Genomic DNA, 15092 nt, shown 5'->3' on the forward strand with positions numbered 1-15092 from the left:
TTAGCGCAGGGCTGAAGAGTCACGGATCGGACTCTTAAGCCTTGAAATTGCCACCGCCATGGGCTTCAACGCAAGGCATGTTTGAGGGGCGACTGCGTCTTTTCCTGGTCTGGCTCTGCGCCGCGCTGTTCATGGCGCCGGTTTCACTGGCTGTCGCGCAGGAGAAGGACGGCGTCGGCGACCTGAAACTTCCCGGAATTTCGAGCTACGCGACGCCGAAGAGTGAAACCCCGCTGGCGCTTGGCGGCGGTGGTGCCATTACGCTCTCGGCCCAGTTGACCGACAAGGGCACCGACATCACCCGAGGGCTCGTCTGGCGTGTCTTCAAGCCTGAAGCCGTCAACGGCAAATTGCCGATGGTCGCCTCCGCCCATGGCGGCAGCGCCGTCTTCCAGCTCGAGCCCGGCAGCTACCTGGTCCACGCCTCCTACGGCCGCGCCGGCGCCACCAAGCGCATCACTGTCGGCAAGGACGCCAAGCGAGAAAGCCTGGTGCTTGATGCCGGCGGCTTGAAGCTCGACGCGGTCCTGTCCGGCGGCGTTCGCATACCGCCGAAGAGACTGCGCTTCTCGATCTATGAGGGCACCGCCGAGGCCAATGGCGACCGCGCGCTGATCATTCCCGATGTCGAACCCAACAGCGTCGTGCGGCTCAATGCCGGCATCTACCATGTCGTCTCGACCTATGGTGCGGTCAATGCAGTGATCCGCTCGGACATACGCGTCGAGGCCGGCAAGCTGACCGAAGCCACCGTCGAGCATCACGCGGCCGAAATCACCATGAAGCTGGTGCGCGAAGCCGGTGGCGAAGCGATCGCCGACACCTCGTGGTCGCTGCTCAACGAATCCGGCGATCCGATCAAGGAAACCGTCGGCGCCTTCGCCTCGATGGTGCTCGCCGAAGGCGACTACACCATCATCGCCAAGAACCGCGACCGCATCTACCAGAAGGATTTCACGGTCGTTGCCGGGCAGAACCAGGAGATCGAGGTTCTGGCGACCGAAGCCGCTGCGATGGATCCCGAGGAAGGCGCGGATTAGTCTTGGACTACGCCGCCAGTTTCGTCCGGGCCGGCAGGAAGGGAATGCGCCGACGCGGCAGGTCTGGCGCCAGGTCGAACACGCCGCGATAGAGCCGATCGAGCAACGCTTTGCGGTCGCGCAGCGGCTCCAGTTCGTCCCAGCTCAGCACATTGCCGACGCGCACCTCGATTGCCTTGCCGGACAACCGCGCGAATTCACGAATGAGCAGCGAGGTACGCAAGGTCAGCGAGGCCTTGCCGACGAATCTGGCTACCCGGCCGTCGCGCTCGGCCATGTTCATCGGGCCGCTGACCAGATGGAAAAGCCTGCCGTTCTGGCCGGAGAAATGCATGGGTATGACGGATGCCTTGGCTTCCTGGACGAGACGGGCCGGAAACATCTTCCATGGCAGGTCGCGTGCGCGGCCAAAACCCTTGGGCGCGGTGGCGACGCCACCGGCCGGAAAGACCACGATGGTGACGCCTTCCCTGAGCAGCCGGACCGCTTCATGGCGCACGGCCATGTTGTTCTTCAGCGCGTCCTTGGTCTCGGAAAAGTCGATCGGCAGCGAATAAGGTTCCATCTCGCGGATCTTGAGCAGATCCTTGTGGATCATCACCCGGAACGGTCGCCCGAGTTGCTCCGCCAACGACAGCACGGCAATGCCATCGCCAATGCCGAAGGGATGGTTGGCGACGATCACCAGCGGCGTATCGGGCAGGTTTGCCGGCGGCCATTGGTCGGCAGTCCGCACGCCAACATCGATCAGGTCGAGCATTCTGCTGAACACACGCTCGCCGGTCGGCACGACCTGGCGACGCCAGAAATCATAAAGCGCGGCGAAGCGATCGCGGCCCGACAGGCCCTCGACCGAATGAATGAACCAGCGCGCCAGCGCCGGCTGGCGCGGATTGGCGTAGGAGAGCTCGGGAAACGGTCGTTCGCGCAATTTCAGCTTGAGCATGGAGACCCGTTACAAGACCGGCGTGACAGGGATATGAAAATGGCGGTGGATCGCTCCACCGCCATTCGATCGAAAACAGTCCGAATCAGGCCGCGCGCTTGCGCCGGCGATCCGGCGTGACCGCTTCCTCGGTCAGCCGCTCGATCGCCTCGGCAAGGCCGAGCGACTCCTGGTCGCGCGAGCCGAGCCGGCGCATGTTGACGGTCTGCTCCTCCGCCTCGCGCTTGCCGCAGACGAGGATGACCGGAACCTTGGCCAGCGAGTGTTCGCGGACCTTGTAGTTGATCTTCTCGTTGCGCAGGTCGGCTTCCGCCAGCAGGCCGGCGGCTTTCAGCTTCGCCACGACCTCGTTCGCATAGTCATCGGCGTCGGACGTGATCGTCGCCACCACCACCTGCAGCGGCGCGAACCACAGCGGGAAATGACCGGAATAGTTCTCGATCAGGATGCCGAGAAAACGCTCCATCGACCCGCAGATGGCGCGGTGCACCATGACCGGCTGCTTCTTCTCCGAATCCGAGCCGATGTAGAAGGCGCCAAAGCGCTCCGGCAGGTTGAAATCGACCTGCGTCGTGCCGCACTGCCATTCGCGGCCGATGGCATCCTTCAGCACATATTCGAACTTCGGCCCATAGAAGGCACCCTCGCCCGGATTGATCGAGGTTTTGATGCGGTTGCCGGAGCGTGTCCTGATCGTCTCCAGCACGCTGCCCATGATCGCCTCGGCATGGTCCCATGCCTCATCGGTGCCGACGCGTTTTTCCGGCCGCGTCGACAGCTTGACGCTGATTTCGTCGAAACCGAAATCGGCATAGGTCGACAGGATCAGGTCGTTGATGCGCAGGCACTCCGACGCCAGCTGCTCCTCGGTGCAGAAAATATGCGCATCGTCCTGCGTGAAGCCGCGCACGCGCATCAGCCCATGCAGCGCACCCGATGGCTCGTAGCGATGCACATTGCCGAATTCCGCAAGTTTTACGGGTAGATCTCGGTATGACTTCAACCCATGCTTGAAAATCTGCACGTGACCCGGGCAGTTCATCGGCTTCAGCGCGAAGATGCGGTCGTCGTCGGTTTCATCGCCTGCGACCGTCACCTTGAACATGGCGTCGCGGTACCAGCCCCAGTGGCCCGACGTCTCCCACAGGCTCTTGTCGAGCACCTGCGGGGCATTGACCTCCTGATAGCCCTGCTCGTCGAGGCGGCGGCGCATGTAGTTGACCAGGTTCTGGAACATCTTCCAGCCCTTGGCATGCCAGAAAACCACGCCAGGCCCCTCTTCCTGGAAATGGAAAAGGTCCATCTCGCGGCCAAGCTTGCGGTGGTCGCGCTTCTCGGCCTCCTCCAGCATCGTCTGGTAGGCCTCGAGCTGCGCCTGATCGGCCCAGGCGGTGCCATAGATGCGTGTCAGCATCGGATTGTTCGAATCGCCGCGCCAATAGGCACCGGCCACCTTCATCAGCTTGAAGGCGTTGCCGATCTGGCCGGTCGAGGCCATGTGCGGACCACGGCAGAGGTCGAACCAGTCGCCCTGCGCGTAAATCTTGAGATCCTGATCCTCGGGAATGGCATCGATCAGTTCGAGCTTGTAGCGCTCACCCTTGTCGGCGAAGACTTTTTTCGCCTTGTCGCGCGACCAGACCTCCTTGGTGAACGGCTTGTTGCGCGCGATAATCTCGCGCATCTTCTTCTCGATCACCGGGAAATCATCCGGCGTGAATGGTTCGTTGCGGGCAAAGTCGTAATAGAATCCGTTCTCGATCACCGGCCCGATGGTGACCTGCGTTCCCGGCCACAGCTCCTGCACGGCTTCCGCCAGCACATGCGCGGTGTCGTGGCGGATGAGTTCCAGCGCGCGCGGGTCTTCACGGGTGATGATCTCGACCTTGCCGGATTTGCCCAGGGGATCGCTGAGGTCGCGCACGGTGCCGTCGATGGCATAGGCCACGGCCTTCTTGGCCAGCGACTTCGATATCGATTCGGCTAGGCCCGCACCGGTCATATCCGCGTCATAGTCGCGCACGGAGCCATCGGGAAATGTCAGGGAAACGGAATTCAGCATGGGTATCTCCTATCCAGTCCCGCAAACGAGCGCGGGTGGTAAATGCAGATATCAGCGGTTCGGGGCTGCGACCTGCCAGGGTGCCGGATGCGTCCGGCGGCGGCAGTCTTTTATGGGCAGATGCCGCCGCCGTAAAGCCCGTTCACTTGATCAGCCGCGGCAGGTCCTTCAGGAATGCGGCGCGCGTCGCCAAACCCTTCGGCAGGTCGCTCCGCTTCGTGTCGACAACCAGCCGGGCGAACACGATCTGGCGGCCGTCCTTGCGCGCCCAGCCGACGAACCAGCCGAGCGAACGCTTGTCCTTGCCGGCCTCGCCGAGCCTGGTGCTGCCGGTCTTGCCCTGGACGGCCCAATCGCCGGCCTTGAAGCTCGGTATGATGGCCCGTGTCATTTCATGCGCCTTGGCCGACACCGGCGTCGTGCCGGCCAGCAGCTGCCGCAGGAAAGCAACCTGTTCGACCGGCGTGATCTGGAGCGAGGAGTTGACCCAGGAGTGCGTCAACCCATCGTCCTTGCCGGCATTGCCTGATACGTCCGAATTGCCATAGTTGAACCTCGATACATAGCCGGCAAATTTCTCGGCTCCGAGCCTGCGGGTGATTTCGCGCGAGTACCAGATGATGGAATCTCGCTCCCAAATCGTCGGATCGACCGATTTCTGGTCGCGCTTCACCGCCTTGAATTCGGGCTTGTAGTCCCATGTCGGAGTGTGTTCGTCGGCGAGGATGCCTGCGTCATAGCCGATCAACGCAAGCGGCACCTTGAACGTCGAGGCCGGGCTGAAGCGCTGGTCGCAGGTGCCGTCCTGGTAAAGCGTCTTGCCGCTCAGGGCGTCGACGATGAGCGTGCAGTGCACATCGGCGAGCGGCGCCGATTGAGCGCGCATCGGAAATCCCAACAGCCACGCAAGCAGGAACAGGATTCCGGCAAAGATGAAGGGAAGACGGTCGATGTTGCGCATGGGATGCTCGCTCCAGGAGGGGTTCGCGAGCGGGCTTAGCGAGGTCTCTTGTCTCGATTTTGTCTCAAATGCGCAGTTGTTGTGCAGGCTTGCGTTAACCCTACCGGATCGTAAACCGGCGCGGCTGGCGCCGCATGAACAGCGTCCTCATCCCTGCGCGTCGCCGCGCTTACGGCCGATCCGCCAGTACCGCCATGGCATGAACCAGGCGTAACGGGGCGCCAGCACCTCCGGCACGAGGTCGATGCCGTGCGTGCCGAATGGACCGCAGCGCAGCACGCGGAACAACCCCATCCAGCCACCGGCCCAAAGACCATGGCGGGCAATCGCCTCATGCGCGTATTCCGAACAGGTCGGCAGGTGCCGGCAGGAATTGCCGACAAAGCCGGAAAGCGTCAGCTGGTAAAGCCGCACGAAAGAGGTGCCGAGCACGCGTCCGGGCGTCTTGCGCCAAGGGCCCGGCCAGTTGCGGCCGCGCCTCGACGCCGTATGCGCATGCCCATGCTGGTCGCCCACTGCGATCTCCGCGTTTCCAGCTGATAGATGTGCGCTTGCGCCGGAGAACGCAATCCCACCCGTCCCGCCGTCACGGGCAGAAACGGCGAAATGGTTGCCGGTCGGTTGGAGGCGCCCACCGGCCAGGGTGGAGCCGTTCTTCGTGATGCGCTCCATCGCGTCTTTCGTCACGCCATTGAAACGTCGCGATCCGCATGACATCCCCGAGAATGTCCAGGAACTGGATCATGGTCGTGTCTCCTTTGACCGGATTAGACCGCCGCTGGCCTTCGCCTTCAAACGAGTATAATTTCCGCTTCGGATAATCCTGGGTTATGCGAAAATGAAGCGCGGACGCCTGCCCCTGACGGCATTGAGGAGCTTCGAGGCGGCTGGCCGGCATTTGAGCTTCAGCAAGGCCGCCGAGGAGCTGTTCGTCTCGCAAGCTGCGATCAGCCGGCAGATCCGCGAACTCGAAACCTTCCTGCGCCAGCCGCTTTTCGAACGGCACCATCGCCGCGTCGAACTGACGGATGCCGGCCGCCGATTGCTTGCTCAACTGGTCAGGAGCTTCGATGCAATCGACAAGCTGCTCGGTGATCTGGTGGCCACGCCGGCACAGTCTGTCGTTCGTGTCAGCGTCGAACCTTCGCTCGCGGCCGTATGGCTGGTGCCCAGGCTCAACCGGTTCCGGCAGTTACGACCCGATATCGACGTTTCCCTCGAAGTCGATCCTCGCCTGATAGAGTTCCGCGGCGACCAGCCCGAGCTGGCCCTGCGCTTCAGCGCACACGCCACCTCATGGCCGCGTGCCGAGGCCGAGCGGCTGGCCCCGACAGTGGATTCGCCGGTCCTGTCGCCGGCGTTGCTTTCGTCGGGATCGGTCCTCGAGACACCGGCCGATCTTGCTCGCTTCACGCTTTTGCACGAGGAAAACCGCCAGGGCTGGGCGCGCTGGTTCGAGGCGGCAGGCGTGCCGGCCGATGCCGTGCCCGCGCGCGGCCCGATGCTTGCGGACGCCTCGCTCTCCAAGCAAGCCGCGCTGCTTGGACATGGGGTGGCGCTGGGCGATCTCCTGCAGATCGGCGAGGAACTGGCGACCGGGACGCTGGTCAAGCCGTTCGACATCGACGTCGCGTCCGGTGCTTATTGGCTGGTGGCGAGGCGTTTGAGCGATTTGACCGAGCCGGCCGCGGCCTTCGCCGACTGGATCAGAAGCGAATTTGCCGAAAGCAGGAGCGATTTAGGCGCGTGCTAAGCCGCTTCTTCGGCGCGTTTCTTCTCGATCTGGCCGATGGCGTCGACCACGGCGTCGAAAGTCAGCATGGTCGACGCATGGCGCGCCTTGTAGTCGCGCACCGGCTCCAGATAGCCAAGGTCGGCGAAGCGGCCTTGCGGCGGCGCGCCGTTCTCCTTCAGCATCTTCAGCATGGTCTCGCGCACCGCGCGCAATTCCTCGGCGCTGGCGCCGACGACATGCTGCGCCATGATCGAGGACGATGCCTGGCCGAGCGCGCAGGCCTTCACGTCGTGGGCGAAGTCCGTGACGACGCCGTCCTGCATCTTGAGGTCGACGGTCACGGTCGAACCGCACAGTTTGGAATGCGCCTTCGCGGTCGCGTCGGGATGATCGAGCCGGCCGATGCGGGCGATGTTTCCGGCAAAACCGAGAATTTTCGCGTTGTAGACGTCGTTGATCATTATTTTCCAATCCGTCGCCGCCAAGCGAACAGCGTTTGCCGCTGCCGTGTCTTCCTTTCGCTTGGCCACGACCTTATATAATGCTCGCAGTCCGGTATCGACAAGGCGATGAACGCCGCTGTCATTTCCGGGAAGTTCACGCCGCTTACGGGGCTGGAGACGGGGCGAGTTTCCGACACCGAAGGTCGTGGTCCGTTCAACTCGTTCCTCCTGAGAGAGGAACTACGGGAGACGCCTTTTATGGATGCCGTCATCAAGAAGCTCATGCCCCAGTCCGCCTATATGGAAAAGCCGGTCACCGACCGCCCGAGCGAAGCCGAAGTCGAGGCCGCCGTGCGCACCTTGCTGCGCTGGACCGGCGACAATCCGGACCGCGAGGGGCTGATCGACACGCCCAAGCGCGTGGCCAAGGCCTACCGCGAAATGTTCGGCGGCTACGACATGTGCCCGGCGGAAGAGCTCGGCCGTACCTTCGAGGAGGTCGCCGGCTACGATGATCTCGTCATCGTCAAGGACATCCAGTTCCATTCCCATTGCGAGCATCACATGGTGCCGATCATCGGCAAGGCCCATGTCGGCTATCTGCCCGACGGCAAGGTCGTCGGCCTGTCCAAGATCGCGCGCGTCGTCGACATCTTTGCCCATCGCCTGCAGACGCAGGAGGCGCTGACCGCGCAGATCGCCGGCGTCATCCAGGACGTGCTCAACCCGCGCGGCGTCGCCGTCATGATCGAGGCCGAGCACATGTGCATGGCCATGCGCGGCATCCGCAAGCAGGGTTCAACCACGCTGACCTCGACCTTCACCGGCGTCTTCAAGGACACGCCGGAGGAACAGGTTCGTTTCGTCACCATGGTGCGCGGCGGGGCGTAAGCCCCTCGCCGGCACCACGGTCAAAAGGAAAATAGACCTGATATGTCGGCACTGGAATTCCCAAAAGCTCCCTCGGACAAGAAGACCCTGGAAGAAGGCGCGGTGTTCTCGCCGCGCTTCGATGCCGCCGGTCTGGTCACCGTGGTCGTCACCGATGCCGTCGACGGCATGCTGCTGATGGTCGCGCATATGAATGCCCAGGCGCTGGCGCTGACGTTGGAGACCGGGATCGCCCACTATTGGTCGCGCTCGCGCAACGCTCTTTGGAAAAAGGGCGAAACCTCGGGCAATTTCCAGCATGTCGTGGCGATGCTCACGGATTGTGACCAGGATGCGGTGTGGCTTCGCGTGAAAGTGTTGGGCCACGACGCAACCTGTCACACCGGCCGACGTTCCTGCTTTTATCGGACGGTGGGGCTGGTCGATGGCAAGGGGACGCTTGCCGACGACGGCAGCAATCCGCTGTTCGATGCGGAAAACACGTATCGGAAGCCACCAGCTTGAACTTTCTGCCTCACATCAACCACACAGATTCACCATTTCGATACGGCCCTTCCGTATACTAGTCTTGGGACAAGGGAGATCGTGATGCTCGAATGGGCGTCATTGCGTAACAGACCAGATGTCAGGGAGGCCAACGGCCTGTCCTCGGCCGGCGGCGCAACCGACACAAAATCCCCGAGGAAAACAGGCATTTCGCTGGCGCTCGGCGGCGGTTGCGCCAGAGGCTGGGCCCATATCGGCGTGCTGCGCGCGCTCGATGAAGCCGGCATCGAAGTGTCCATGATCGCAGGCACGTCGATCGGCGCGCTGGTCGGCGGCTGTTATCTTGCCGGCAAACTGGATGAGCTGGAAGAGTTCGCCCGCAGCCTCACCAAGCGGCGCATCTTCTGCCTGCTCGATCTCAACCTGCGCGGCAGCGGCCTTTTCGGCGGCATGAAACTGGATGCGCGCCTGCGCGAGCATGTCGCCGGCGTCCGTTTCGAGGATCTGCCCAAGCCGTTCGTCTGCGTCGCCTCGGAAATCCGTACCGGTCACGAGATCTGGCTGTCGAGCGGCTCGCTGATCACGGCCATGCGCGCCTCCTACGCACTGCCTGGCGTGTTCGAGCCCGTCGATTGCAACGGCCGCGTGCTGGTCGATGGCGCGCTGGTCAACCCGGTACCCGTCTCGGTCTGCCGCGCCTACGAGCAGCCGCTCGTGGTGGCGGTCAATCTTCACTACGATTTGTTCGGCCGCGCCGCCGTGATCAAGCACAGCGCCGGCGAGCTGGTTATCGAAAAGGACGCGCCAAGGCCCGGCCAGGTCGGCGGCGAACACCAATCGCACCAGACGCGCCTGGGCATCACCGGCGTCATGGTCGAGGCCTTCAACATCATCCAGGACCGTATTTCACGGGCGCGACTTGCCGGCGACCCGCCCGACATGTCGCTGCAGCCCAAGCTCAGCCATATCGGCCTGACCGAATTCCACCGCGCCGACGAGGCAATCCAGCTCGGCTACCAGGCGACGATGGCGCAGATCGGCGAACTGACCCGCCTGCAGAGCGTTCTCGCCTAGATCGTCTCATCAAGCTTGTTCGCTCGTGACGCTGCGGCGTTATGCGCCTGCCGGCCGATTGCCGGTTGCGTGCCGCTACGCCCGTGCCGCGTCAATGATGCGAAACTGCACCGTGCGGTTGCCGTTCCAGTAATTGCCCGACAGCGAGCCGGCGACATGCACAGTCTTGCCCCGGTTCTTGAACAGGAATTCGCCAAGCACGGTATCGACGGCGCGAAACGCGATCGCCTGGATGCGGCCACCGCTCTCCGACTGCAAATCGGCGCGAATATGGTTGGTGCCGACCGGCCTGATGTCGGCCAGCCGATGGCGCGGCAGGGCGAAAACCGGCGCCACATGCCCGGCGCCGAAGGGGCCGGCCTTCTCCAGCGCGTCGAGCAGGCCGAGCGTCGCGCCTTCCGCGGCAACCGCGCCGTCGATCGCCAGGCTTTCCTCGTCCTGCAACCGGAAAACATCGGCGGCCGCCCGCTCCTCGAAGAAGGCCCTGAGCTCGCCCAGCCTGGTGCGTTCGACGGTGATGCCGGCCGCCATGCCGTGGCCGCCGCCCTTGACGATGAGCCCGGCATTGGCGGCTTCGCGCACCAGCCGGCCAAGATCGAAGCCCGACACCGAACGGCCCGAACCGGTACCGATGCCCATGGCATTAAAGGCAATTGCGAAAGCCGGCCGGCGCGCGTGATCCTTGAGCCTCGAAGCGAGCAGGCCGACAATGCCGGGATGCCAGTTGTTGCTGGCGGTCACGACGATCGCCGGGCCGCTGCCGCCCGCCAGTTCGGCATCGGCTTCGGCGCGCGCGGCGGCGAGCATCTCCTGCTCCATCAGCTGCCGTTCCTGGTTCAGCCGGTCGAGCGTCTCGGCTATGGTCTGCGCCTCGACCGGATCGTCCGTTGCCAGCAGCCGGCTGCCGAGCGCGGCATCGCCGATGCGCCCGCCCGCATTGATGCGCGGGCCGATCAGATAGGCAAGATGGAAGGTGCTGATCGGCTCGCCAATGCGCGACACCCGCGCCAGCGCGGCCATGCCTTCATTCTTCTGCTGCCGCGCCACTTGCAGGCCCTTGACGACGAAGGCGCGGTTGACGCCGGTGAGCGGCACCACGTCGCAGACCGTGGCAAGCGCCACGAGATCGAGCAGCGAAAGCAGATCCGGCGGCGTGGCGTCGGTCATCCCGCGCAGCACCTTTGCCGTCTGGACGAGGGCGAGAAAGACCACGCCGGCGGCACAGAGATGACCCTGCCCGGAAAGGTCGTCGTCGCGGTTTGGATTGACCACGGCATGCGCCGCCGGCAGCGCGCCGCCAACCTGGTGATGGTCCAGCACCACGACATCGGCGCCCGCCTCCTTGGCGGCCTCGACGGAAACGGCGCTGTTGGTGCCGCAATCGACGGTGACGATCAGCGTCGCGCCGCGCGAGACCAGTTCGCGCATGGCATCGGGGTTCGGACCGTAGCCCTCGAAAATACGATCCGGAATATAGATTTCCGACGGCACCGAGAAATGCGTGAGAAACCGCTTCAGCAAGGCCGACGAGGCCGCGCCGTCGACGTCGTAGTCGCCGAAGATCGCGACTTTCTCCCGGGCCACGACGGCGGCGGCGATGCGGATGGCGGCCTTGTCCATGTCGGTCAGCGAGGCCGGATTCGGCAACAGGTCGCGGATCGTCGGATCGAGAAAGCGCTCGGTCCCGTCGGCGGTCACGCCGCGTCCGGCAAGAACGCGCGCGACGATGTCGGGCACGCCACGGCCCTGGGCGATGGCAAGCGCGATCATGTCCTGCCGTTCGGTCAGCCGGTGCTCCCAGGAGAGACCGGTAGCCGACTGCCTGACATCGAGGAAGAGGCGCCTTTCGCCCGTCATGCGCTTTGCCAACTCATGGTTGGCCGCAGGATAATGCATGTCGCCCAAAACTGTGCAGCGGTTTTGAGGGTGACCACATGCACAAACGACACTTTAAGCCAAAGGCCGGCAAAGCCAGGCGGATGCGCGTAGCGGGAGACTTCAAGGAAAAACTACGCTTTCCGCCTTTGGGCCATGCATCGGCGCCATTCGCCGGCCGCTGCGAAATGCGGGCGGCGTACCAGCCAGATGGCTAACAACTGAAACCCGGCTCCGCAAGCAGGCCTAGAGCGGTTCAGCGTTTGGTGGAATCGCTGAACCGCTCTGACGCTTTGTTTTTACGCAATTCCGAATGGAAAACCGTTACACACTTTTCCTGGAATTGCTCTAGAACTTATCCAGATCCTGGTGCCGGGCCTTGATCTCCCGCACGGTCCGCGATGAGGAGCGCAGCACGATCGTATGCGTGGTGATGGTGGTGCGGCCGAACTTGACACCGGCCAGCATGTTGCCGTCGGTGACGCCGGTGGCCGCGAACAGCACGTCGCCGCGCGCCATGTCTTCGGCACGATAGATCCGCTTCGGATCGGCAATGCCCATCTTCGCGGCACGTGCGACCTTCTCCGGCGTATCGAGGATCAGCCGGCCCTGCATCTGGCCGCCGGTGCAGCGCAATGCCGCCGCCGCCAGAACGCCTTCCGGCGCGCCCCCGGTGCCGAGATAGATGTCGATGCCGGTTTCTTCCGGATCGGTGGTGTGGATGACGCCGGCGACGTCGCCGTCACCGATCAGCCGGATCGCCGCGCCCGTGGCGCGCACGGCGTCGATCAGCTTGGCGTGGCGCGGCCGGTCGAGGATGCAGGCCGTGATGTCGGCCACGGCGACACCTTTCGCCCGGGCCAGGCTGGCGATATTGTCGGCCGGCGAGGCGTCGATGTCGATGACGCCTTCGGCGTAACCCGGACCGATCGCGATCTTGTCCATGTAGACATCAGGCGCGAACAGCAGGCTGCCCTTCTCGGCGATCGCGATCACGGCGAGCGCGTTCGGCAGGTTCTTGGCACAGATCGTCGTGCCTTCCAGCGGATCGAGCGCGATATCGACGGCCGGGCCTTTGCCGGTGCCGACCTCCTCGCCGATATAGAGCATCGGCGCCTCGTCCCGCTCGCCCTCGCCGATCACCACCGTGCCCTTGATCGCAAGCTGATTGAGTTCGTGACGCATGGCGTCGACCGCGACCTGATCGGCGGCCTTTTCGTCGCCGCGTCCGCGCAGCCTGGCGGCCGCGACGGCGGCCCGTTCGGTGACGCGCGCCAGTTCCATGGTGAGTATCCGGTCAAGGCCGGCGACGATGTTTTGGGCCACATTCATGTCGGCAAATCCTCGTTTGATGCCGCCTCCCGCCCGAGGCGCGCTTGTTTTGTCAAACGAGCATGACAACGGCAAGACCTGGCGGGAATTTTACCGAAAGGATAGCAATATCAATCGATTGACACCATTCTTAAAACAATGCCGGCCCGGTTCGAGAGGAACCAGGCCGGCACGAAACAGAAATTGCCGTCCTTCGCGGCCTAGAAAACCGCGAGGTATTTCAGCAGCGAGATAATACCGATGATGATGACGATGATCTGCACGATCTGCCGCATCCTGGCGTCGAGCGGCAGTCGCTGCACCAGATAGAGAACGAGAATGATGACGAGAAACGTGATCAGGATGCCGATCAACACGGACGAAGCCATGATGCCCTCCCTCAAATGATTTCCTGAAACGGCGAAACGAGCCGGCAATGCCGGCTCAATACCGGAGCGGTCAGTACCAGCGGCGCGGCGTGTCGTTCATCGACTGGCCGACGGCAATCCCGGCCAGAAAACCGAGCAGGCCGATCACGCCGACCACGGCGGTCGTCGTGCCTGGATTTTCGCGCGCGACTTCCGAAACGGACTGGGCCTGGCTGCGCAACTGCTGTGCCGTCCGCGAGGCGCGGGAAGCGGCCGTCTCGTAGAAATCCGATGCCTGTTCGCTGGCATCATCGAGCATTTCCGCGCTGCGTGACGAGATGCTCTTGTTGATCTTGGTGATTTCCTTGCGCAGGTCGGCGATCTGCTTTTCCAGCGTCTTCTGGATGTCGTCGATGTCAGGGGTGTCGGATTTGTTGGTATCGGCCATGAAGCGGCTCCCTTGGTTGCTGACCAAGAGAACGGCGCGGGCGCGGATTCGTTCCGGTAGCGGCCCTCATCGAAAACGAAAGCCGCCGTCGACCATGCCGGGTGGCAACGGGACTGTTGGCTACCCCGCCCGCTCGATGCGGATGACCTGCGGCTTGTCGGTCAGATGGCCGTCCTTGGTGATGCCGTCGACGGCCTTGCGCACGGCGGCCTCGGTTGTCTCGTGGGTGACGAGGATCACCGTCTTCTGCGCGGCCGCCTCGCCGCTGACCGCGTGCTGGACGATCGATTCCAGCGAAATGTCGTTGTCGGCCATGCGCTTGGCGATTGCCGCGAAGACGCCGATGCGGTCATGCACGGTCAGCCTGATGAAGTAACCGCCGGCATGGCTGCGCATCTGCGCCTTCTTGTAGGGCTTCAACTCCTTCGCCGGACGGCCGAAGACCGGACCGTGCTGGAAACCGGGTCGGCTCTTGGCGATGTCGGCGACGTCGCCGATGACCGCCGAAGCTGTGGCATTGCCGCCCGCACCTGGGCCAGAGAGCAGCAGTTCGCCCAGAATATCGGTCTCGATCGCCACCGCATTGGTAACGCCATGCACCTGCGCGATGACGGAAGCCGTCGGCACCATGGTCGGGTGCACGCGCTGCTCGATACCGCTTTCGGTACGCTGGGCGACGCCGAGCAGCTTGATCCGGTAGCCGAGATCGCCGGCCGCGCGAATGTCGGCCTGGGTGATGTTGGAAATGCCTTCCATGTAGATGTCGTTGGCAGCGATCCTGGTGCCGAAGGCAAGGCTGGTCAGGATCGACAGCTTGTGCGCGGTGTCATGGCCCTCGATGTCGAAGGTCGGGTCGGCTTCGGCATAGCCCAGCCGCTGCGCGTCCTTCAGCACGACATCGAAAGAGACGCCCTCGGCCTCCATGCGGGTCAGGATATAATTGCAGGTGCCGTTGAGAATGCCGAACACGCGGGTGACCGAGTTACCGGCCATCGCTTCGCGCATCGTCTTGATGACGGGAATGCCGCCGGCCACCGCGGCCTCGTAGTTGAGCAGCACGCCCTTCTTCTCGGCGATCTCGGCAAGCGCCACGCCATGCTTGGCAAGCAGCGCCTTGTTGGCGGTGACGACATGGCGGCCGGCTTCGAGCGCGGCCTTCACCGAAGCCCGCGCCGGTCCCTCGTCGCCGCCGATCAGCTCGACGAACACGTCGATCTCGGCGGTCTGCGCCATCTTCACCGGATCGTCGAACCAAATCGCGGCGCCGAGATCGACGCCACGGTCGCGTTTCCTGTCGCGCGCCGAGACCGCCGCCACGATGATGTCTCGCCCACATTGGCGGGTCAGTTCCGTCGCCTTGTCGCGCAGCACGCGCGCCACCGAGGCACCGACCGTGCCAAGTCCGGCAATTCCAACACGCAGTGCTTCAGCCATGGAAGGCGGCGTCCCTCA

15 protein-coding genes are annotated in these 15092 nt (G+C 63.6%); 5 read left to right on the forward strand and 10 right to left on the reverse strand.

Annotated features, from left to right (window positions below):
• Window positions 1-77 precede the first annotated feature (77 nt).
• A complete protein-coding gene (locus tag LB564_RS03755) occupies window positions 78-1040 on the forward strand; it encodes a hypothetical protein (RefSeq protein ID WP_224535040.1) in 963 nt (320 codons plus the stop codon).
• Window positions 1041-1047: 7 nt separating this feature from the next.
• On the opposite strand, the gene LB564_RS03760 is transcribed toward LB564_RS03755, so the two are convergent.
• The 4 genes from LB564_RS03760 to yidD form a co-directional block, all read right to left on the reverse strand.
• Window positions 1048-1986, reverse strand: a complete 939-nt coding sequence (locus LB564_RS03760) for a lysophospholipid acyltransferase family protein (RefSeq protein WP_224535042.1) — start codon at window positions 1984-1986, stop codon at window positions 1048-1050.
• An 85-nt stretch (window positions 1987-2071) separates the two neighbouring features.
• Window positions 2072-4048, reverse strand: a complete 1977-nt coding sequence (gene thrS, locus LB564_RS03765) for a threonine--tRNA ligase (RefSeq protein WP_224535044.1) — start codon at window positions 4046-4048, stop codon at window positions 2072-2074.
• Window positions 4049-4190: 142 nt separating this feature from the next.
• The gene (gene blaOXA, locus LB564_RS03770) at window positions 4191-5009 is read right to left on the reverse strand and encodes a class D beta-lactamase (RefSeq protein WP_224535047.1); all 819 of its coding nucleotides are present in this window, start codon (window positions 5007-5009) and stop codon (window positions 4191-4193) included.
• Window positions 5010-5156: 147 nt separating this feature from the next.
• A complete protein-coding gene (gene yidD / locus LB564_RS03775; RefSeq protein WP_224535049.1) occupies window positions 5157-5525 on the reverse strand; it encodes a membrane protein insertion efficiency factor YidD in 369 nt (122 codons plus the stop codon).
• Between the two features lie 322 nt (window positions 5526-5847).
• Between yidD and LB564_RS03780 the strand changes: the two genes are divergently transcribed.
• Complete coding sequence (locus tag LB564_RS03780; RefSeq protein ID WP_224535052.1) at window positions 5848-6762, forward strand: LysR substrate-binding domain-containing protein; 915 nt, start codon at window positions 5848-5850, stop codon at window positions 6760-6762.
• Here the strand turns inward: LB564_RS03780 and LB564_RS03785 are convergent.
• A complete protein-coding gene (locus LB564_RS03785) occupies window positions 6759-7205 on the reverse strand; it encodes an iron-sulfur cluster assembly scaffold protein (protein WP_224535054.1) in 447 nt (148 codons plus the stop codon). The genes LB564_RS03780 and LB564_RS03785 overlap by 4 nt on opposite strands.
• A gap of 240 nt (window positions 7206-7445) precedes the next feature.
• Between LB564_RS03785 and folE the strand changes: the two genes are divergently transcribed.
• The 3 genes from folE (at window position 7446) to LB564_RS03800 (ending at window position 9638) form a co-directional block, all read left to right on the forward strand.
• Window positions 7446-8078, forward strand: coding sequence for a GTP cyclohydrolase I FolE (gene folE / locus LB564_RS03790; protein ID WP_140701570.1), 633 nt, complete (start codon window positions 7446-7448; stop codon window positions 8076-8078).
• Window positions 8079-8120: 42 nt separating this feature from the next.
• Window positions 8121-8582, forward strand: a complete 462-nt coding sequence (hisI, locus tag LB564_RS03795; protein WP_224535056.1) for a phosphoribosyl-AMP cyclohydrolase — start codon at window positions 8121-8123, stop codon at window positions 8580-8582.
• Window positions 8583-8666: 84 nt separating this feature from the next.
• Window positions 8667-9638, forward strand: a complete 972-nt coding sequence (locus LB564_RS03800; RefSeq protein WP_224535058.1) for a patatin family protein — start codon at window positions 8667-8669, stop codon at window positions 9636-9638.
• A 75-nt stretch (window positions 9639-9713) separates the two neighbouring features.
• On the opposite strand, the gene recJ is transcribed toward LB564_RS03800, so the two are convergent.
• The 5 genes from recJ to LB564_RS03825 all read right to left on the reverse strand — a co-directional run bounded on the left by recJ (window position 9714) and on the right by LB564_RS03825 (window position 15074).
• Window positions 9714-11495: a single-stranded-DNA-specific exonuclease RecJ gene (recJ, locus tag LB564_RS03805; RefSeq protein ID WP_224535060.1), complete on the reverse strand. Its 1782-nt coding sequence runs from the start codon at window positions 11493-11495 to the stop codon at window positions 9714-9716.
• Window positions 11496-11861: 366 nt separating this feature from the next.
• On the reverse strand, window positions 11862-12845 hold the full coding sequence (gene glpX / locus LB564_RS03810) for a class II fructose-bisphosphatase (protein ID WP_224535062.1): 984 nt from the start codon (window positions 12843-12845) through the stop codon (window positions 11862-11864).
• A 200-nt stretch (window positions 12846-13045) separates the two neighbouring features.
• The gene (locus tag LB564_RS03815) at window positions 13046-13213 is read right to left on the reverse strand and encodes a Thivi_2564 family membrane protein (protein WP_081295122.1); all 168 of its coding nucleotides are present in this window, start codon (window positions 13211-13213) and stop codon (window positions 13046-13048) included.
• A gap of 70 nt (window positions 13214-13283) precedes the next feature.
• Window positions 13284-13640 carry a YqjD family protein gene (locus tag LB564_RS03820; protein WP_224535064.1) on the reverse strand — a complete coding sequence of 119 codons (357 nt, stop codon included), beginning with the start codon at window positions 13638-13640 and terminating at the stop codon, window positions 13284-13286.
• A 120-nt stretch (window positions 13641-13760) separates the two neighbouring features.
• The gene (locus LB564_RS03825) at window positions 13761-15074 is read right to left on the reverse strand and encodes a homoserine dehydrogenase (RefSeq protein WP_224535066.1); all 1314 of its coding nucleotides are present in this window, start codon (window positions 15072-15074) and stop codon (window positions 13761-13763) included.
• Between the last annotated feature and the right edge of the window lie 18 nt (window positions 15075-15092).

The organism is Mesorhizobium sp. ES1-6 (assembly GCF_020164775.1).
In the GTDB taxonomy this organism is placed as follows: domain Bacteria; phylum Pseudomonadota; class Alphaproteobacteria; order Rhizobiales; family Rhizobiaceae; genus Mesorhizobium.